The sequence below is a fragment of the Kocuria salina genome (assembly GCF_013368965.1).
Lineage (GTDB): Bacteria > Actinomycetota > Actinomycetes > Actinomycetales > Micrococcaceae > Kocuria > Kocuria rosea.
In genome coordinates, this window is record NZ_SSSF01000001.1 from 436,198 (window position 1) to 453,887 (window position 17,690).

A 17,690-nucleotide genomic window follows, 5' to 3' on the forward strand; every position below is an offset into this window, starting at 1 on the left:
CGTCAGCGGCCCCGACGCTCGTGTAACTGCAGCCGGTGCCCGTCCGGCGCGTCGACGGTGGCGTAGGTCCCCCACGGCTCGCTGACCGGATCGGACACCGTGGCACCTCTGGAGCACAGCTCCGCCACGGTCGCCGCGACGTCGTCGGCGGTGAAGGTCAGGTGGGCGCCCTCGCCGGGGTCCTTGCCGGAGGCCGAGGCCGCCGACAGGACGATCGACGTCTGCGCGCCGTGGGGCCGGACCTCGATCCAGCGAGCGCCCCCGCCCATGTCGGCGTCCGTCACGAGGTCGAACCCCAGGATGTCCCGGTAGAACGCCAGGGCCTCGTCCTGGTCGCCGACGTACAGCACCGCCGCCGCCACGTTCGTGATCATGAGTTCCTCCTGTGTCAGCTCTTCCCCATGGACAGGTGAGGTCGACCGGCCCCACGTCCCCATCATGACGGGCCGCTCACGCCCGTGTGCCGTAGACGAGCGCGACGGTCCCGAGGTGCGTCCTGGCGACCGATCTCAGCGCGAGCCGGCGCGGGACCGGCAGCTCGCCGAACAGCCGCTTGCCGGATCCGAGCAGCAGTGGGTGGACGAACAGCCGGATCTCGTCGACCAGGTCCTCCGCGAGCAGCTCCCGGCAGAGCACGCCGCTGCCCAGCACTGCGATGTCCCCGTCCTCGCCCGCTCTCAGCCCCCGCACGGCGTCGACGACGTCCGTCGAGAGGATCCGTGTCCCCGGCCACGCGGCCTCGGTCAGGGTCCGGGAGGCCACGTACTTGGGGGTGGCGTTCAGATGCGCGGCCACGGGGTCGTCGGCCGGCTGGTGGGGCCAGAACGCGGCCATCTTCTCGTAGGTCCGGCGCCCGAAGAGGTAGCTCGAGGTCCTCGCGAACCCCGCGGATGCGGTGACCTGGTGGACGCTCCCGGCGTAGGGGGCGCCCCAGCCGCCGTGCACGAACCCGCCCTCCGGGTCCTCCCCGGGTGACCCCAGCCCTTGCATGACTCCGTCGACCGTCAGAAACTCGATCATGACCAGCGCGCCCATCGTGGGGTCCTCTCCTCGTCCTCCTCCGACGGTAGGACTCCGGGGCCGAGGGTGTCTTGAAGAAAGCGGCACGGCACAGAGGGCAGACGTGAGCGGGTCCGCGCCGACGGTCCTCCGGCACGCCGTGCCGCCTCGGCTGCGGGGGCTGGTGGCGGGGATCGTGGGCTTCGACGAACTCGCTCCGCCGGGAGGGCGGTCCCGGGTGCAGCCGGCCGGCAGCTTCCTGGTGCTGGAGATCTCCTTCACCTCACCGCTGCACGTCCGGGCGCTTCCCACCGGAGCGGAGACGGCCCACGGCGCTTTCCTCGCCGGGCTGATGCCCGGTCCGGTGCGCACGGTCTTCTTCGACCGGCACGCGTCCGTGCAGATCTATCTGACCCCACCGGGCGCCTGCCGGCTGCTGGGCATGCCGGGCCGGGAGACCGCCGGGCACGTCCTGCCCTTGGCGGACCTGGTGCCGCGGTGGGGCCACGACCTGCCCGACCGGCTCGCCGAGGCGCCGGGCTGGCCCCAGTGCTTCGCGATCGTGGTCGGGGAACTGGTGCGGCTCGCCGGGGCAGGGGCACCGGCCGATGCCCTGGTGGAGTGGACGTGGTCGGAGCTGCAGCGGACGGGCGGACAGGCGCGGATCGCGGAGCTGGCACGGCGCTCGGGCTGGAGCGTGCGGCACGTGCGCGCGCGCTTCGACGAGGTGACCGGCGTCCCGCCCAAGGTCGCAGCACAGGTCATCCGGTTCGAGCGTCTGCACGCGGAGCTGGGGAGCCGGAGTCTCGGGGCGCTCGCCGTCCGGCACGGCCTCTCGGACCAGAGCCACCTCACCCGGGAGGTGCGGCGCTTCGCGGGCGAGTCGCCCCTTGCCCTCGCGCGGGCCCGGCGGCCCACCGCGTTCACCCTGCTCGGGACACGCCCTCTTCCCTCCCCGTCCTCGCAGACGGTGTGACGAGTCCTGCCTCGACCGCGGAGCGTCACACTCGGCCCTCCCCTTCCCCGGATTGACCGCGCAGCCTATATTTTGACCATGCGGTCAAACGAGGCGTCGGGTGACTCCCCGACCTTCACGGAGACGGCCCGCCGGGCCCAGATCCTGGCGTGCGCGATCGAGGCCATCGCCGAGTCCGGGTACGGACGGGCCTCCCTGGCCGAGATCGCCCGCCGCGCCGGCGTGAGCAAGGGCGTGGTCTCCTACTACTTCACGTCCAAGGACGAGCTGCTGGCCCAGGTGGTGGTCGACGTCTACCGCCGCGCCGGGGCCGCCATCGCGGCCCGGACCGACGCCGAGACCGACCCCTCGGCGGTGCTGACCGCCTACGTGGAGGCGAACCTCGCCTTCCTGGGCCGGCATCCGACGGACATCCGGGCGGTCACCGAGATCGTGATGAACCTGCGCGCCCCGGACGGCGCCCCCCGGTTCGCCCCGTCCGGGGCCGACCCGGTGCTGGCCCACCTGGAGCGCCTGCTGCGCGACGGGCAGGAGACCGGGGTCTTCCGGGACTTCGACGCCCACGCCCTGGCGATCCTCGTCCGCGGGGCGATCGACACCGCCTCCGGGCGGCTGGTCACCGACCCGGACTTCGACCTGGGCACCTACACCCGCGAGCTCGTCTCCGTGGTCGGGCTCGCGACCCGGAAGAGACCCTGAGGAGAGCGCTGTGAGCGTCCCGGACCCCACCCCGCGGCCGACCGTTCCACCTGCCGGGGCGCCGCCCGACCGGCACCCGGCGCCGGCCGGCGGGGCGCCGGCCGGGACGCCGGCGCGCTGCCGGCGCCATCCGCTGGTGGGACTGCTGGGCGCGGGCCTGGTCCTGCCCTTCGCCCTGTACTACGGACTGCGGCTGGCCGGGGCGGAGCCCTGGGTGGCGCTGGTGCTCGGCGGGCTCGCCCCGCTGCTGCGCGTGCTGGGCGCCGCGGCCCGCACCCGCCGGCTGGACCGGCTCGGGGCCTTCACCCTGTCCGTGCTGGCCCTCAACACCGCCGTGGGGCTGATCACGGCCGACGCCCGGCTGCTGATGGCCCTGGGTGGCTGGCTCACCGCGCTGCTGGGCGCGTGGCTGCTGACGAGTCTCGCCGGCGGCCGGTCCGCGCTCTTCGACGCCACCGTGGCCCTGATGCCCGCCGAGGCCGCCGCCCGCTGGAGGCACGACTGGGAGCACGACCCCGTGTTCCGCCGGATCTTCCGGGCGATGACGGCGGGGTGGGGAGCCGCCTTCCTGATCGCGACCGGCGCCCGCGCGGTCATGGCCTACACCCTGCCCGTCGACGCGGTCCCGGCCGCCGCCGCGGCGCTGCTGCTGGTGCTGCTGGTCGCCGTCGTCCAGGCCGGCAAGGCGTACGGGCGGCGGCACCTGGGCCCGCCCGCCGCGCCGGCCACGGCGGCCGGGTCGCCCCCGGTCCCCGGCGGTCCGGGCGCCCGGAGCGGACCGGACGGTGACCTGGGCCTTTGACGCCACGTTGCGCCCGCAGGGGACCGCGAGGTGTGAGAGTTCCCACTCGGCCTGTGCTTTCCCGGGTGGGTCCGGATAATGGGGAAGGCTGGCCCGAGCATCGTCGCGGGGATCAGCACCCCCTTCCCCGCAACCGAAGCAGGACAGCATGACTCTGGAAAAACCACGCACCGAGGCTCCCGCGGCCGAGGACCATCCGCAGGCACCGGCCGAGGAGCAGCCCGAGAAGAAGAGCCCGGCCCTGAACATCCCGGGCCTGCTCGCCGGCGCCGCCACCGCCGCGACCATGTCCGTGATCGGCGGCCACCTCAGCGTCGTCGGCACCGTCCTCGGCGCCGCACTGACCAGCATCGTCTCCGGCATCGCCATCGTGCTCTACTCGGCCTCGCTCGAGAAGAGCCGCCGGGGCCTGAAGAAGGTGAAGACCACCGTGGCCCAGCGCGTGCTTGCCCGCCCCGGCCTGGACGCCTCCGAGTCGGATGGCAGCACCGCCGTGGCCGCCGGCAGCCGCTGGAGCGCCCTGCGCCCGCGGCTGAAGCCCATCCTGGTCAGCACCGGTGCCGTCCTCGGCCTCGCGGTCGCGGCGATCTTCGGCATCCAGGCGCTCACCGGCACCGAGCTCTCCGGGGGCACGGGCACGATCCAGCGCACCGTGACCGGCAGCGAGTCGGTCTCCGTGCGCAGCGACGTTGCCCCCGCCCCGGCCGAGGACCCGGCCGCCGGCACCGGCGAGGTGGCCCCTGCCGAGGGGACCGTCCCCGACGCGGAGGTCACCGTGGCCCCGGGTGGAGTCGTTCCGGGCGAGGTCGCCCCCACGGACGGAGCGGTGACCGAGGACGACACCACGACCGGCGGCACCCTCCCGGACACGAGCGGCCAGGAGTCGGAGAGCGGGCAGACCGACACCGTCCAGCCGGGCGCCGGCGCGGCCGCCGAGCAGGCCGTGCCGGGCGCCGATGCCGGTGCGGTGCCCGCGGCGCCGTAGGCGGCAGCACACCGGAAGGACCGGGGCGGGGACGTGGACACCACGTCCCCGCCCCTTCGTGTGCCGGCCCCTGTTCCTGGACGCAGGCCGCGCCATCTTTCGTCATGTTCGCCTGTTGCCCCTGACCAGGCCCGATGTTGGCGCGGCTCCCACGAGGTCTGGACTTAAGTCGACTGACATATGTCCCGAAAGGCACCTAACTTGGCCTCATCCCGGCTGCGGTCGCAGGCGGGAGGCGATCGACGAAGGGGATGACAGTGGCAGGGGTTCGAGAGGTTCGCGGAAATCAGGTGGCGCAGTGGCTGACGGTCGCGGCCGTCATGCTGTTCGTCGCCAACGGCGCCGTCCTGGCCCTGGGGTCCCAGGCCTACGGCTGGGCCACGCTGCTGTTCGCGGCGGCCGCGTACTTCGCGGTGTCCACCGGGATCGTGGGACGCCCCCTGCGACAGCACTGACCCGCCGGCACCGAGGTGCCGGTCCTGACCCACCGACGGAGCGTCGGCCCGGCACGCCGGTCGTGCCGGGCCGACGCTCCGTCGTCGTCCCGGCGGCGGTTCCGGGGCGCGGGTGCCGCTGCCCGGGAGTGACGCCGCCCGAGGCCCGGAGGGACGCGGTCCGGCTGGTATCGTCCCTGAGGTCCACCCCATGTGCACCCAGCGAGGACCACCATGTCGCGCTCCCCTGCCCCGCGGACGATCTCCGCCGACGCAGAATTTGTTCCCTCCCCCACGACCACGCCGACGACCACGAACCCCGCCCCGGACCGCTCGGCCACGGCACCCGGTGCCCGGAGCCGGCCCTCCGCGGTCGACACCGGCTGGATGCTCGGCCTGTTCGGCACCGCCATCGGCGCGGGCATCCTCTTCCTCCCGATCAACGCGGGGGCCGGCGGCCTGTGGCCGCTGCTCGTGGTGACCGTCCTCATCGGGCCGATGACCTACCTGTCCCACCGGGCCCTCGCACGCTTCGTCTGCGCCTCGCCGCGGAAGGGCGAGGACATCACGGTCGTGGCCCGCGACTACTTCGGGGAGGGCGCCGGGCGGGTGATCACCGTCCTGTACTTCCTCGCGATCTACCCCATCGTCCTGATCTACGGGGTGGGCATCACCAACACGGTCGAGAGCCTGCTGGTCAACCAGCTGGGCCTGCCGCCGGTGCCCCGCGTGCTGCTCTCCCGGGTGCTGATCGCCCTGATGATGCTGGTCATGGTCGCCAGTCAGCGCCTCATGCTCGCGGTGACCCGGTGGCTGGTCTACCCGCTGATCCTCGCCCTGCTGGGGGTGACGGTCTACCTCGTCCCCACCTGGCAGGTGGGTGACCTCGCCGTGGTGCCGTCCGCCGGCGAGCTCACGCTGTCGGTGTGGTTGATCATCCCGGTGCTGGTGTTCGCGTTCAACCACTCCCCCGCGATCTCGCAGTTCTCCCTGGCGATGCAGCGCGAGCACGGGACGGACGCGCCCGCGGCGGCGTCCCGCGTGCTGCGCCGCACCACGGTCCTGCTGGTGCTGTTCACCATGGGCTTCGTCTGGTCCTGCGTCCTGTCCCTGGGCGCCACCGGGCTGCAGGAGGCCCGGGAGGCCAACCTCCCGGTGCTCTCCCACCTGGCCAACGTGCAGGACAACCCCTGGATCGGCTACCTCGGCCCCGCCGTGGCGGTCGTGGCGATCGTCTCCTCGTTCTTCGGCCACTACCTGGGCGCCAGCGAGGGCGCGGCGGGCATCGTGCGCAGCATGCTCCCCGCCCGGATCCGGCAGCCGCAGGACCGGACGCTGCGCCGGGGGATCGCGGTCTTCATCTTCCTCACCACGTGGGCGGCCGCGGTGCTCAACCCGAGCATCCTGTCCCTCATCGAGTCCCTGGCCGGGCCCGTCATCGCCGTGATCCTGTACCTGATGCCGATGTACGCCGTGCGCCGGATCCCGGCGCTGGCGCCCTACCGGGGGCAGCTCTCCAACGTGTTCGTGACCGTCGCCGGGCTCGTGGCCATCAGCGGCATCCTCTTCACCCTCGTCCGCTGAGCCCCCGGCCCCGGGCGGGGCGTCCCCGATAGACTGGGGGCCGCACACCGACCCGGTTCCAGACCGGTGCTACCGCCGGAGGAACATGGCCCGCAACCCCACTGCCGCCGATGTCGCGCGCGAGGCCGGGGTCTCCCGGAGCGCGGTCTCGATGGTCCTCAACAACAACGCCGACGGCAACGTCTCGCCCACCGCCCAGCAGCGGATCCGGGAGGCCGTGCAGCGGCTGGGCTACGTGCCGAACGCGGTGGCGGTCGCCCTGCAGAGCCAGCGCACCAACACCATCGGCGTGATCACCGACGAGATCGTGACCAGTCCCTTCGCCGGCCGGATCATCAGCGGCGCAGGTTCCGTCGCCCGCCCGGCGGGCTACGTGCTGACCGTGGCCGACACGGAAGGGGTGCCGGGGCGCGACCTCGAGCTCGCCGAGGCCCTGATCCACCGGCACGTCGACGGGCTGGTCTACGCCACGGGCGGCCTCGTGGAGCTGGACCCGCCCGAGCCGCTGCTGCACCGCCCCGCGGTGCTCGCCAACTGCTACGACCCGCAGGAGCGGCTCGCCGCGGTGATCCCGGACGAGGTGACCGGGATGCGCCGTGCCACCGAGCACGTGCTGGGTCTGGGGCACCGCCGGATCGCCCTGCTGACCGGCACGTCCGACTCGCCGGCCACGCCGCTGCGCCGGCAGGGCTTCGAGGCGGCCTGCGAGGAGTTCGGCCGCGAGGGCCTGCGGCTCACGGTCGAGCCGACCGGCTGGGAGATCCAGGACGGCTACCGGGCGGCGCAGCGGCTGCTCGCCCTGCCCGAGCCGCCGACGGCGGTCCTCGCGTCCAACGACCGCACCGCCACGGGCGTGCTGCTCTGCGCGGCGGCGTCCGGCCTGCGGGTCCCGGAGGACCTCTCCCTCGTGGGGGTCGACGACCAGCAGAGCGTGGCCGACCAGCTCGTCCCCGCGCTGACGACCGTCGCCCTGCCGCACCTGAGGATCGGGGCGCGCGCCGTGGAGCTGCTCCTGGAGCAGCTCCACGGCCTCGAGGTCCCGCCTGCGGTGGAGCGCATCGACTGCCCGCTGATCGTCAGGGCGTCGACGGGCCCAGCGCCCACCCGGTGACCGCGCCCGGCTCGACCGCCGCGCACCAGGTCTCGCCGTCCTGCGGATAGGCCCGGAGGGTGTGGGAGGGCCCGTCCTGCGCGTAGACCTCCACCAGGGAGCCGTCGACCACGACCGTCCCCGCGCGCCCCGACCAGACCTCGCGCTCCCCGGCGGGACCGCGCAGCAGCAGGCGCACGGCGGCGTCCGGGCCCGTGGCGCGGAGCTCGGCGGCGTCCGGCAGCTCGACCGTCCCGTCCGCGGACGCCGGCTCGAGGTGCTCGCGCCGGTGCCCCGCGCACTCGGCGGCGGGTGCCGGCACGAGGACGTCGCCGTCCAGGCGGAGCTCGCGCGGCCAGGTGAGCAGACCGGCCCACCCCTCCTCGTCGCTGACGTCCTCCGGGCGCGTCTCCCACGACCAGCCCCACAGCAGGGTGCGGTCCTCCAGCGCCAGCACCTGGGGCGCGTAGAAGGCCGGCCCCGTGTCCACGGCACCACAGGCCTCGGGGGTGAAGCGGGGGGCGGCTCCCCGGGCCCGGCCCCCGTCGTCGTTGTCGTTGTCGTTGTCGGGGTCCGCGTCCATGCGCCCGACGACGTAGCGCACGTCCTGGAGCCGGCCGGACCCGTCCTCCTGGCGCATCCACCGGGAGACGATCAGCACCCAGCGGGACACCCCATCCTCGACCACCTCGAAGAGCTGGGGGCACTCCCAGATCGAGGCGTCGAGGTCCGCGCTGAGCACGGGGTGGTCCGAGGTCAGCCACACGCCCAGGTAGGTCCAGTGCTCCAGGTCGGCGGCGTCGTAGAGCAGGATCGCCGCCCGGCCGTCGGCCAGCCCCGCGCCCTGGAGGGCGTACCGCCGCCCCGCCCAGCGGAAGAGGAACGGGTCGCGCACCGCGACGACGTCAGGGTCCGCGGGCATCTCCGCCGCCGTGACGCCCTCCTGCCGCCAGGACCGCAGGTCCTCCGAGCCGGTGGCCAGCGTCACCCGGGACCGGTCGTCGCCGGCCTCGACACCGCTGTAGACCGCCACCGGGCGCCCCTCGTCGACGGTGAGCACCCCGGACCAGCAGCCGAACGCGTCGGGGCCGTGCTGCTGCGGGCGCAGGGCCACCGGCTCCTCCTGCCACGTCACCAGGTCCGGTGAGGACAGGTGCCCCCACTGGATGGCGTCGTGGCGCGCGGAGCCGGGGTTGTACTGGAAGAACACGTGCCAGGTGCCGTCGACCCGGCACAGCCCGTTGGGGTCGTTGAGCCAGCCCCGGGCCGGCCGGGGGTGGGTGCGGGGGAAGGCCCGGCTCGTGGGCAGGACGGCGGAGGCGGTGCTGGGAGAGAGGGTCATTTGCTGCTTCCTGCGGTGAGGCCTTCGCGCAGGTAGCGCTGCCCGAAGACGAAGACGATGAGTGCTGGGATCATGGAGATCACGACGCCGGCCAGGACCACGGAGATGGAGCCCGTGCCCAGGTTCCCCTGCAGGGACACGAGGCCCAGGGGGAGGGTGAAGTTCTGCTCCGAGATGGTCAGGATGAGGGGCCGGAAGAACTCGTTCCAGTGGTAGTTGAAGGCCAGGATGCCCACGATGGCCATACCCGGCAGGGACAGCGGGGCGTAGATGGAGAAGAAGGTCCGCCAGGGGCTCGCGCCGTCCAGGGCGGCGGCCTCCGCGAAGTCGTTCGGCAGCCCCATGAAGTACTGGCGCATCAGGAACGTGCCGAACGCGGTGGGGATGGCCGGGATGATCAGCGCCAGGAGGGTGTCGGCCAGGCCCATGCCGCGGACCAGCATGAACACGGGCACGATCGTCACCTGGACCGGGACCATCATGGTGGCCAGGACCACGCCGAACATCAGCCCGGAGCCCCGGAAGCGCATGCGGGCGAAGACGTACCCGGCCATGGCCGCCGTCAGCATCTGCCCGGCGGCGATGAGGGCGGTGACCAGCGCGCTGTTGAGGACGAGCCGCACCAGGTCGATCTGCCGGGCGACCTCGGCGTAGGCCGTGGTGTCCGGCTCGGTCGGGAAGAACTTGGGCGGGAGGTCGAAGGCCTCGCTGGGGCTGCGCAGCGACGTCGACAGGGTCCACATGACGGGTCCCAGGACCGCGACGGCGGCGACCAGCAGGAAGAGGAAGCCGGCGACGCGTCCCGGGCTGGGCAGTCCCCGGCGGCGACGACGGCGGGGCGCGGGGCCGGCCGTCCGGGACGGGGTGTGAGCAGGTGCAGACATGAGGTGGTCCTTCGTCGGTCGGGAGAGCTCACTGGTAGTGGACGTAGCGCCGGGAGAGGCGGAACTGTGCCAGGGTGACGAGCATGATGAGCACCATGAGCACCAGGCCGATGGCGGACGCCTTGCCGAACTCCAGCTGCTGGAACGCCGTCTGGTAGACGACCATCACGGCGGAGCGGGTCGAGTCCCCGGGGCCGCCGCGGGTGAGCACGTAGGGCTGGTCGAAGACCTGCAGCGCCGTGATGATCGCCGTCACGGACGCCACCAGGAGGGTCGGGCTGACGAGGGGCAGGGTCACGTTGCGGAACTTGGACCAGCCCTTGGCGCCGTCGAGGTCGGCCGCCTCGTAGAGCTCCTTGGGGATGGACGCGATCCCGCCGAGCAGGATCAGGAACGTGAAGCCGAAGTTCTGCCACACGTAGACGAGCACCACCACGAGCGAGGCCCCGGTCGTGGTGGTCAGCCAGGGCACCGCGGGCAGGCCGACATTGGTGAGGAGCCAGTTCACGACGCCGAACTGCTCGTTGAACATGTAGCGCATGAAGATCGAGACGCTCGCCGCGGAGAGGATGAGCGGGAAGAAGAACGTGGAGCGGAAGAACAGCCGCAACCAGCTCGGCATCTTCCCCTGCACCAGCACCGCGAGGGTCATCGCGAGGGACAGCTGCAGAGCCACCGCGACCACCACGAACACGATCGTGTTGAGGAAGGAGACCCGCACGGTCCGGTCCGTGACGAGCTCGGTGAAGTTGCGCAGCCCCACGAACTCGGGCGCGGAGATGATGTCCCACTGGAAGAAGGCCAGCACCACGGAGGCCAGGATGGGCAGCACCGTGAAGACGCCCATCCCGATGACGGTGGGGGCCAGGAAGACGACGGTCATCCACCTCTCGGCCCGGGAGCGGGTCCGCCGCGGCGGCGGCGCCGGTGCGGGGACCGTGGTCCGGGCGACGTCCGGTGCCGGTGCGATGGTGGTCATGAGTCCTCCCCGAGGATGAGAGCGAGTTCGGTGTCGAGCCGGTCGAGGGCCGAGGTCATCTGGCCGGCGCCGCCGCCCATGGCGACCGCCACGTTCTTCATGAGCGCGGACTCGACGGCGGCCTGCTGCGGCGGGGCGGGGATGGGACCGGTGCTGGGGAAGCGGTCCAGCGTGTCGTAGAAGACCTGCCAGTGCTCGGGACCGGCCCCGCGGTAGAAGTCCGCGGTGACCATGGAGCGCCGGCTCGGCGTGGTGTTCGGGTGGGGGGTGGCCAGCTGCATCGACTCCTTGCGGGCCGTGAACTTGATCCACTCCCACGCCTGGTCCTTGCGCTCCGAGGTCTTCATCAGCGCGTAGCCGGCGCCGCCGAACTGGTGCCGCTGCGTGCGCCAGCGCGGGAAGAACTGCACGTCGAAGGCCTCCGGCCCCATCCCGGCCTCGTTCAGCCCCTGCGCCCAGTACCCGCCGGCCGGGGTGGCGCCCACACGGTTGGAGGCGAACAGGCCGATCAGGGCGTTGCCGCCGCCCTCCTCGGGGCGCACGCCGAGGCCCTCCTGCACGAGCTCCCGCAGGTAGTCGAACGTCTCCGTGACCCGCTCGTCCCGGACGTTGGAGCCCGTCCACAGGTAGCCGCCGCGGCGGTCGGCACCCGCCGGGTGGTCCCCGTAGAAGCCGTTCCACAGCCATCCGCCGCCCGGCGCCTTCTCCTCGGTGAGGAAGCTGGTGCCGTTGGCGTAGAGCCAGGGGACCACACCGCCGAACAGGCGGTTCGTCCAGTAGTAGGGGCGGAAGGAGCCCTCGTTGGAGCGCTGCATGGCGCGCATGAGCCCCGTGAAGTCGTCCTTGGTCCAGTCGTCGGCGGGCCGCTCCGCCCCGGCCCGGCGCAGCGCCGCCGTGTTGAGGTACATGTTGGCCGCGTTGAACTCCAGCGGCAGCTGGTACAGGTTCCCCTTGTACATGAAGGCCTCGACGAGGCTGGGGTGCACGTCGCGGAAGTACTCGCCCATCGTGGCGGCGTCCCGCTGGACGAAGCTGTCGAGGGGCACCGCGAGCCGGTCGGCGAACAGCTGGGTGCCCTCCGTGGCCACGTACACCAGGTCCGGCGCCTGGCCGGCCGCGACCATGGTGAGGATCTTGGAGAAGAAGTCGCCCCAGTCGGCGCTCTGGACGGCCTGGATCCGCACCGGGATGTCCGGGTGCTCGGCCCGGAACTCGTCCACCAGCTGCTGGCGCTTCGCGGCGTCCTGGGACGTGCCCTGGATCGCCACCGTCAGGACGTCATCCCCGCGACCGGGGATGTCGGAGGCGGTCAGGCGCGGCCACGCCCCGACGGTGGCCCCGGCCAGGGCGACGCCCCCGACCCCCAGTAGCGCGCGACGGGTCATGCTGCTCGCTGCAGTCATCCGCGTGTCCTCACTCTGCTGAACTAACACGTGTCAGGTTCCTGACACGTGTTAGGAGAGTAGAGACATCCGGGGCGAGGTGTCAAGGATCACAGTGCGGGGCCGTCACAAGACTGCATCGGGGGCCGTCCGGAACGGCGAGCACTCAGGAGACGAGTGCCGCCGCTCCGGGGCCGGTGAGCTCCTCCGGGCCGACCGGGCGCCCGGACACCGCCAGCAGCAGCGCGAGGACGCCGCCGCGCACCTCCGGGCCGGTCCCGGCGTCGAGGTCGGCGTCGGTGGCCACGAGCCGCAGGCCCGCCGCCCGCTCCTTCCCGCCGCCGAGCTTCGTGCTGGTCCGCAGCTGGTGGCGCAGGGCCTCGGCGACCGGTCCGGCCGGGCGGTCCCGGGTGAGCGAGAGCGGGCGCCGGATGTCCTCCCCGTGCACGAACGCCTCCACCAGCCGGGTGGCCGGCGCCGCCGGCGCACTCGTGGTGCGGCCGCTCACCGCGCGGAACGCGGCCAGCGTGTCCCGCGGATCCGCTCGGCGCTCCCGCGCGACGCCGCTGGCGTTGCAGCGGTCGAAGTCGAAGCGGGCGGCCGCGAGGCGGCGGAGGAAGCCCAGGCGCGTGGTCCGCGCGTCGTCGACGAGGTGGACCAGGACGTCGTGGACGTCCCAGCCGGGGCACAGCGAGGGGGTCGCCCACTGCCGCGCCGGGAGGTCCTCCAGGTCCCGGATCAGCGCCCGGCGCTCGGCGTGGACCACGGGCCACATCTCGGTCATGGGGACTCCTCGGTGCTCGGGCGCCCGGCGTGCTCGGGGCGGTGGGGTCAGGGGCGGACCCGCACCCGGGCCAGTTCCCGGGTCAGGCGCAGGTCCCACCCGGTGCCGAGGACGACGACGAGCAGTGCCGCGGTGAGGGGCTCCGGCTGCTGCAGCACCACCGCCAGGGCGACCAGTGCCGCGGTGAGCACGGCGGTCGCGGTGCGCGTCATGGTCCGGGTGGTCGTCTGCGTCATCGGTTCTCCCTGGGTGGTCTGGGGCGTGCTCCGGGGCCGAGCCTGGCACGGCAGGCTGTGCCGGAGCTGTCACCGCGACCGGCGGTGCCTGGGCGTCGGCCCGGGTCCGAGCGGTGGTGCCCGGCGGGACCGCCGTCGTCGTCGGCTACCGGACGTGCTCCCGCAGGAAGGCGACCGCGCGCTCCCAGGCCGCGGCCGCGGCGTCGGGGCGGTGATTCGTCCGGTTCCGGTCGTTGTGGAAGGCGTGCGGGGCGTCGTAGTAGTGGAACTCGACCACGGGGGCGGAGGACTCGCGGCGGAGCTGCTCCTCGAGCGCCTGCGCCTTCTCGACCGGGTAGGACGAGTCCTCGCGGCCGTAGTGGCCCTGCACCGCCGCGCGCACCCCGTGGCAGGCGTCCGGCACGCCCTGGCCGACGCCGTAGAACGGCACCGCGGCGCCGATCCGCCCGCCCTGGTCGGCGGCGAGGGCCAGGACGAACCCGCCGCCCATGCAGAAGCCGATCGCCCCCGCCGTGGAGCTGGTGACGGCCTCGTGGCCGAGCAGGAAGTCGACGGAGCCGGCGAGCAGCCGCACGCCCTCCTCCTCGGGCAGCCGGGACATCATCTCGGCGGCCTCCTCGCCGTCGTGGGTGATGGACCCGCCGTAGAGGTCGGGGGCCAGGGCCACGAAGCCCTCGGCGGCGAGCCGGTCCGCCACGTCCCGGATGTGGTCGGTGAGCCCCCACCACTCCTGGATCACGAGCACGCCGGGACCGCGGCCGGCGGCCGGCAGCGCCAGGTAGCCGTGGGCCCGGCCCCCGGCCGAGGGGAAGGTGACGTTCTGGTGCGGGGTGGTCTCCACTGCGGTGCTCCTTCGGGTCGGGGCTGCGTCGGGCCAGTGTAGGCAGGAGAGTGGACAGGCGATCCCCCGTCACAGGGCAGGTGCGGGACTCCTTGGCACGTTTGCTTTCGTACACTTCAGTGTGGGCCGCGTGACGGCCCGATCCAGCACAGAAGCCAGGAACCATGCACCAGCCCGGTGGCACCACGCCGCAGCGGGGAGCGTCGCCCCGGACCCGCGACGAGCACGCCGCCGCCGCGCGCCTCCCGCGGTCCCCGAGCGGACGGACGCCGCAGTGGGTGCTCGAGGAGGCGCTGGAGCAGCAGCGCGAGGCCCTGCTGGGCCCGGGCGCGCGCCGGCGCCGGGACCGGCGCGCCGCCCGGGCCGCCGGGGCATCCGCCCGCCGCTGGGCGAGGGCGCCGCGCAGGCGCAGCCCGGCGTGGCGGGGGACCCCGGCCGTGGGCGTCGTGGTGCTGCTGATGCTCTGGTTCACGCCCGGGCTCTTCCAGGACTACGCGCTGCCGGTCATCCGCCCCTATCTGCCGAACGCGTCGGCGCCCCCGCCCGGGGTCGGGGCCGCACCGGCGCCGCTGGGGGCGCCCCCGGCGGTCGAGGACGTCGGCGGCCACCGCTTCATGGACTCCCCGGACCCCGCCCAGCCGATGGTCGCCTACGACCCGTGCCGTCCGGTGCACTACGTCGTGCGCCCGGACGGCGCCCCGCCGGGCGGCCGGCAGCTCGTCGAGGAGGCGGTCGCCGAGATCTCCGCGGCCACCGGTCTGCGGTTCGTCCCCGTGGGGACGACGACGGAGGCGCCCGCCGAGCAGCGCACGCCCTATCAGCCGGACCGGTACGGCCGGCAGTGGGCGCCCGTGCTCATCGCGTGGTCCGACGAGACCGAGGTGCCCGGGCTGGCCGGCAACGTGGTGGGCCTCGGCGGCAGCACGGCCCGGCAGGCGCCCGGGGGGCCGTTCGCCTACGTCACCGGTCAGGTCGCCCTCGACGCCCCCGGTCTGGCGCCGGTGCTGGAGCACCCGGACGGGGCGGCCCACGTCCGCGCGACCATCATCCACGAGCTGGCGCACGTGGTGGGGCTCGCCCACGTCGACGACCCCACCCAGATGATGCACCCGGCGGGCGGGGCCACGGTGCTCTCGGCCGGGGACCGGGCCGGCCTGGCGAAGCTGGGCGCCGCGCCGTGCGTGCCGCGGCTCTGACCCGGACCGCGCCGGCATACCGCCCGGATCCGGAGCGGAGCCGCAGGTCGGAGCACGGTGGGCGGACGCCCGGTGGGTGAACGACCGGCGCGGCGTCGTTCGCCGACATGTTCCCCGGACGCCACCGTCCGGCCACGCCCCGGTCCTACGCTCGGCGCATGCGCAGAGTCCCAGCAGCAGCCGCCGCACTGGCCGCGGCCGTCCTCCTCACCTCCACGCCGGGGGCGCTCGCCCACAGCGGCGATCCGAGCCGCGGGCCCGCCGGCGCGCACGTGCTCGAGCAGCGCGCCACCCTCTCCGCCGACCACCTCGCCGAGGGCCCTCCCTCCGGGGCGGCGGCCACGCCGGCGAACGGCCGCACCGGCCCCTTCGGCGGCCAGGTGATCCCGGGTTTCTCCGCCATGGTCGACAACGGCGACGGCACGTTCTGGGCCATGCCGGACAACGGATTCGGCAACCAGGAGAACTCCGCCGACTTCCTGCTGCGGCTCTACCGCATCGCCCCGCAGTGGGAGACCGCCGAGGGCGGGAGCGGCGAGATCGAGGTCCAGGACCACGTGTCGCTGCGGGACCCGCACCACCGGATCCCCTTCCCCGTGGTGCACGAGGACACCGAGGAGCGGCTGCTGACCGGCAACGACTTCGACGTCGAGTCCGTGGTCCGCCAGCCGGACGGCACCTTCTGGATCGGCGAGGAGTTCGGGCCCTTCCTGCTGCACGTGGACGCCGAGGGCGTGGTGCTCGAGGAGCCCGTGCCGCTGGCCGACGTCCGCGACGGCGGGACGGGCACGCTCGAGTCGCCGCAGAGCCCCTACCTCGAGGACGGGGAGCGGCCCGCCGTCGGCGCCAGCAAGGGCTTCGAGGCCATGGCGGGCTCGCGGAACGGCCGCTACCTCTACCCGATCCTGGAGGGCGCCCTCGCCGACGACGACGATCCGCGCCGCCGGCTGGTCCTGGAGTTCGACACCAGGACGCGGGAGTACACCGGCCGCACGTGGGACTACGAGACGGACACCGACGCCAACCTCGTGGGCGACGCGTTCCTGACGGGTCAGAACCGGCTCCTGGTCCTCGAGCGCGACGACCTCGACGGCCCCGCGGCGGTCACCAAGCGCGTCTACGCCGTCGACCTCCGCCGCACGGAGGACTCGGGCCACCTCGAGAAGGAGCTGGTGGCCGATCTGCTCGCCATCGACAACCCGGCCGGCATCGGCACCGGGACCTCCCCCGGCGCCTACGGCGTGGGCGAGCAGTTCTCCTTCCCCCAGCAGTCGGTCGAGGTGGTCCTGCAGCTGCGGGACGGCCGCCTGCTGGTCGGCAACGACAACAACTACCCGGGCAACGACGCCCGCGTCCCGGGCACCCCGGACGACACCGAGCTCATCGTGCTGGACCGCGAGCGCCTCGAGCCCGCGGCCGGGACGGGCCCCGAGGTGATCGGTCACCGCGGCGCCTCCGGCTACCGTCCCGAGCACACGCTGGCTTCCTACCTGCTGGCCATCACCCAGTGCGCCGACGTCATCGAACCCGACCTCGTCCCCACGAAGGACGGCGAGCTCGTGGCGCGGCACGAGAACGAGATCGGCGGCACCACGGACGTCGAGGACCGCCCGGAGTTCGCCGAGCGGCGCACCACCAAGGTGGTCGACGGCGCCGAGGTCACCGGCTGGTTCACCGAGGACTTCACGCTGGCCGAGCTGCGCACCCTGCGCGCGGAGGAGCGCATCCCGGAGCTGCGCCCGGGCGGCACCGCCTTCGACGGCCTGTACCCGATCCCGACCTTCGAGGAGGTCGTGGACCTCGCCCGCCGCTCGCGCACCTGCGACGGCGAGCCGGTGGGGATCGCGCCCGAGCTCAAGCACCCCACGTACTTCGACTCGATCGGCCTGTCCCTGGAGGAGAGGACGGTCGAGGTGCTCGAGGCCGACGGCTACGGCGACGAGACGGACCCGGTGGTCCTCCAGAGCTTCGAGACCGCCAACCTGCGCGAGCTCGACGGGATGACCGACGTGCGCCTCGCCCAGCTGGTCGACTGCTCGGGCGCGCCGTTCGACCTCGCCGCCGCCGGCGATCCGCGCGGCTACGCGGACCTCACGACGGCAGAGGGCCTGGCGGAGATCGCGTCCTACGCCGACATCCTCGGCGCCTGCAAGGACGTCATGATCCCGCGGGAGGCCGACGACACCCTCGGCGAGCCGACGGCCGTGATCGCCGACGCCCACGCCGCGGGTCTCGAGGTCCACGGCTGGACCTTCCGGGCGGAGAACTTCTTCCTCCCCGCCGAGCACCGCGCCGGCGCCGATCCGCGGGCGCACGGCGACCTGGCGGGGGAGATCAGGGCCTTCGTGGAGGCCGGCATGGACGGACTCTTCTCCGACCACCCGGACCTCGCGGTGGCGGCCCTCGAGGACCGGTCCTGACGACCCGTTCCGGCGCCCCGTCCTGACGACGGCGCTCCAGGGGCCGCCCGGGCCGGA

At 73.6% G+C, this 17,690-nt stretch carries 18 protein-coding genes; 9 read left to right on the forward strand and 9 right to left on the reverse strand.

Annotated elements, in window-relative coordinates; all coding sequences use genetic code 11:
• Positions 1 to 2: 2 nt before the first annotated feature.
• Both E7Z53_RS01980 and E7Z53_RS01985 read right to left on the reverse strand, forming a co-directional pair.
• Positions 3 to 374: a VOC family protein gene (locus tag E7Z53_RS01980; protein WP_176337057.1), complete on the reverse strand. Its 372-nt coding sequence runs from the start codon at positions 372 to 374 to the stop codon at positions 3 to 5.
• Between the two features lie 76 nt (positions 375 to 450).
• Positions 451 to 1,035 (reverse strand): dihydrofolate reductase family protein, encoded by a 585-nt coding sequence (locus tag E7Z53_RS01985; RefSeq protein ID WP_176337058.1) that lies wholly within the window; start codon positions 1,033 to 1,035, stop codon positions 451 to 453.
• Between the two features lie 88 nt (positions 1,036 to 1,123).
• Here E7Z53_RS01985 and E7Z53_RS20680 point away from each other — a divergent pair, with 88 nt between their 5' ends.
• The 7 genes from E7Z53_RS20680 (at position 1,124) to E7Z53_RS02020 (ending at position 7,590) form a co-directional block, all read left to right on the forward strand.
• Positions 1,124 to 1,975, forward strand: a complete 852-nt coding sequence (locus E7Z53_RS20680; protein WP_176337059.1) for a helix-turn-helix domain-containing protein — start codon at positions 1,124 to 1,126, stop codon at positions 1,973 to 1,975.
• Between the two features lie 78 nt (positions 1,976 to 2,053).
• Complete coding sequence (locus tag E7Z53_RS01995) at positions 2,054 to 2,674, forward strand: TetR/AcrR family transcriptional regulator (protein ID WP_017834949.1); 621 nt, start codon at positions 2,054 to 2,056, stop codon at positions 2,672 to 2,674.
• Between the two features lie 10 nt (positions 2,675 to 2,684).
• On the forward strand, positions 2,685 to 3,476 hold the full coding sequence (locus E7Z53_RS02000; RefSeq protein WP_126346714.1) for a VC0807 family protein: 792 nt from the start codon (positions 2,685 to 2,687) through the stop codon (positions 3,474 to 3,476).
• A 148-nt stretch (positions 3,477 to 3,624) separates the two neighbouring features.
• Positions 3,625 to 4,461, forward strand: a complete 837-nt coding sequence (locus E7Z53_RS02005; protein WP_126346715.1) for a hypothetical protein — start codon at positions 3,625 to 3,627, stop codon at positions 4,459 to 4,461.
• 290 nt (positions 4,462 to 4,751) lie between these two features.
• Positions 4,752 to 4,916 (forward strand): hypothetical protein, encoded by a 165-nt coding sequence (locus tag E7Z53_RS02010; protein ID WP_017834952.1) that lies wholly within the window; start codon positions 4,752 to 4,754, stop codon positions 4,914 to 4,916.
• 213 nt (positions 4,917 to 5,129) lie between these two features.
• The gene (locus E7Z53_RS02015; RefSeq protein WP_176337060.1) at positions 5,130 to 6,479 is read left to right on the forward strand and encodes an HAAAP family serine/threonine permease; all 1,350 of its coding nucleotides are present in this window, start codon (positions 5,130 to 5,132) and stop codon (positions 6,477 to 6,479) included.
• 85 nt (positions 6,480 to 6,564) lie between these two features.
• Positions 6,565 to 7,590 carry a LacI family DNA-binding transcriptional regulator gene (locus tag E7Z53_RS02020; protein ID WP_176337061.1) on the forward strand — a complete coding sequence of 342 codons (1,026 nt, stop codon included), beginning with the start codon at positions 6,565 to 6,567 and terminating at the stop codon, positions 7,588 to 7,590.
• Here E7Z53_RS02020 and E7Z53_RS02025 read toward each other — a convergent pair.
• The 7 genes from E7Z53_RS02025 to E7Z53_RS02055 all read right to left on the reverse strand — a co-directional run bounded on the left by E7Z53_RS02025 (position 7,556) and on the right by E7Z53_RS02055 (position 14,017).
• The gene (locus E7Z53_RS02025; RefSeq protein ID WP_176337062.1) at positions 7,556 to 8,911 is read right to left on the reverse strand and encodes a glycoside hydrolase family 32 protein; all 1,356 of its coding nucleotides are present in this window, start codon (positions 8,909 to 8,911) and stop codon (positions 7,556 to 7,558) included. The genes E7Z53_RS02020 and E7Z53_RS02025 overlap by 35 nt on opposite strands.
• Positions 8,908 to 9,795: a carbohydrate ABC transporter permease gene (locus E7Z53_RS02030; RefSeq protein WP_035924547.1), complete on the reverse strand. Its 888-nt coding sequence runs from the start codon at positions 9,793 to 9,795 to the stop codon at positions 8,908 to 8,910. The genes E7Z53_RS02025 and E7Z53_RS02030 overlap by 4 nt, the downstream gene beginning before the upstream one ends.
• 28 nt (positions 9,796 to 9,823) lie before the next feature.
• Positions 9,824 to 10,774: a carbohydrate ABC transporter permease gene (locus tag E7Z53_RS02035; RefSeq protein ID WP_052132784.1), complete on the reverse strand. Its 951-nt coding sequence runs from the start codon at positions 10,772 to 10,774 to the stop codon at positions 9,824 to 9,826.
• Positions 10,771 to 12,177: an extracellular solute-binding protein gene (locus E7Z53_RS02040; RefSeq protein ID WP_165440208.1), complete on the reverse strand. Its 1,407-nt coding sequence runs from the start codon at positions 12,175 to 12,177 to the stop codon at positions 10,771 to 10,773. The genes E7Z53_RS02035 and E7Z53_RS02040 overlap by 4 nt, the downstream gene beginning before the upstream one ends.
• 145 nt (positions 12,178 to 12,322) lie before the next feature.
• The gene (locus tag E7Z53_RS02045) at positions 12,323 to 12,940 is read right to left on the reverse strand and encodes a maleylpyruvate isomerase family mycothiol-dependent enzyme (protein WP_176337063.1); all 618 of its coding nucleotides are present in this window, start codon (positions 12,938 to 12,940) and stop codon (positions 12,323 to 12,325) included.
• A 47-nt stretch (positions 12,941 to 12,987) separates the two neighbouring features.
• Entirely contained in the window at positions 12,988 to 13,176 is a 189-nt protein-coding gene (locus E7Z53_RS02050) for a hypothetical protein (protein ID WP_017834960.1), read from the reverse strand.
• Between the two features lie 145 nt (positions 13,177 to 13,321).
• Positions 13,322 to 14,017, reverse strand: a complete 696-nt coding sequence (locus E7Z53_RS02055; protein WP_017834967.1) for a dienelactone hydrolase family protein — start codon at positions 14,015 to 14,017, stop codon at positions 13,322 to 13,324.
• Positions 14,018 to 14,181: 164 nt separating this feature from the next.
• On the opposite strand from E7Z53_RS02055, the gene E7Z53_RS02060 reads away from it, so the two are divergent.
• Positions 14,182 to 15,213: a peptidase gene (locus tag E7Z53_RS02060; RefSeq protein ID WP_255219366.1), complete on the forward strand. Its 1,032-nt coding sequence runs from the start codon at positions 14,182 to 14,184 to the stop codon at positions 15,211 to 15,213.
• A 158-nt stretch (positions 15,214 to 15,371) separates the two neighbouring features.
• Positions 15,372 to 17,633 carry an esterase-like activity of phytase family protein gene (locus tag E7Z53_RS02065; protein ID WP_176337064.1) on the forward strand — a complete coding sequence of 754 codons (2,262 nt, stop codon included), beginning with the start codon at positions 15,372 to 15,374 and terminating at the stop codon, positions 17,631 to 17,633.
• The last annotated feature ends 57 nt before the right edge of the window (positions 17,634 to 17,690 follow it).

Bases quoted from the DNA above. Each gene is read 5' to 3' on its own strand.
- E7Z53_RS01980 (WP_176337057.1), bottom strand. From the start codon at position 374: ATGATCACGAACGTGGCGGCGGCGGTGCTGTACGTCGGCGACCAGGAC.
- E7Z53_RS01985 (WP_176337058.1), bottom strand. From the start codon at position 1,035: ATGGGCGCGCTGGTCATGATCGAGTTTCTGACGGTCGACGGAGTCATG.
- E7Z53_RS01995 (WP_017834949.1), top strand. From the start codon at position 2,054: ATGCGGTCAAACGAGGCGTCGGGTGACTCCCCGACCTTCACGGAGACG.
- E7Z53_RS02005 (WP_126346715.1), top strand. From the start codon at position 3,625: ATGACTCTGGAAAAACCACGCACCGAGGCTCCCGCGGCCGAGGACCAT.
- E7Z53_RS02015 (WP_176337060.1), top strand. From the start codon at position 5,130: ATGTCGCGCTCCCCTGCCCCGCGGACGATCTCCGCCGACGCAGAATTT.
- E7Z53_RS02020 (WP_176337061.1), top strand. From the start codon at position 6,565: ATGGCCCGCAACCCCACTGCCGCCGATGTCGCGCGCGAGGCCGGGGTC.
- E7Z53_RS02025 (WP_176337062.1), bottom strand. From the start codon at position 8,911: ATGACCCTCTCTCCCAGCACCGCCTCCGCCGTCCTGCCCACGAGCCGG.
- E7Z53_RS02030 (WP_035924547.1), bottom strand. From the start codon at position 9,795: ATGTCTGCACCTGCTCACACCCCGTCCCGGACGGCCGGCCCCGCGCCC.
- E7Z53_RS02035 (WP_052132784.1), bottom strand. From the start codon at position 10,774: ATGACCACCATCGCACCGGCACCGGACGTCGCCCGGACCACGGTCCCC.
- E7Z53_RS02040 (WP_165440208.1), bottom strand. From the start codon at position 12,177: ATGACTGCAGCGAGCAGCATGACCCGTCGCGCGCTACTGGGGGTCGGG.
- E7Z53_RS02045 (WP_176337063.1), bottom strand. From the start codon at position 12,940: ATGACCGAGATGTGGCCCGTGGTCCACGCCGAGCGCCGGGCGCTGATC.
- E7Z53_RS02050 (WP_017834960.1), bottom strand. From the start codon at position 13,176: ATGACGCAGACGACCACCCGGACCATGACGCGCACCGCGACCGCCGTG.
- E7Z53_RS02060 (WP_255219366.1), top strand. From the start codon at position 14,182: ATGCACCAGCCCGGTGGCACCACGCCGCAGCGGGGAGCGTCGCCCCGG.
- E7Z53_RS02065 (WP_176337064.1), top strand. From the start codon at position 15,372: ATGCGCAGAGTCCCAGCAGCAGCCGCCGCACTGGCCGCGGCCGTCCTC.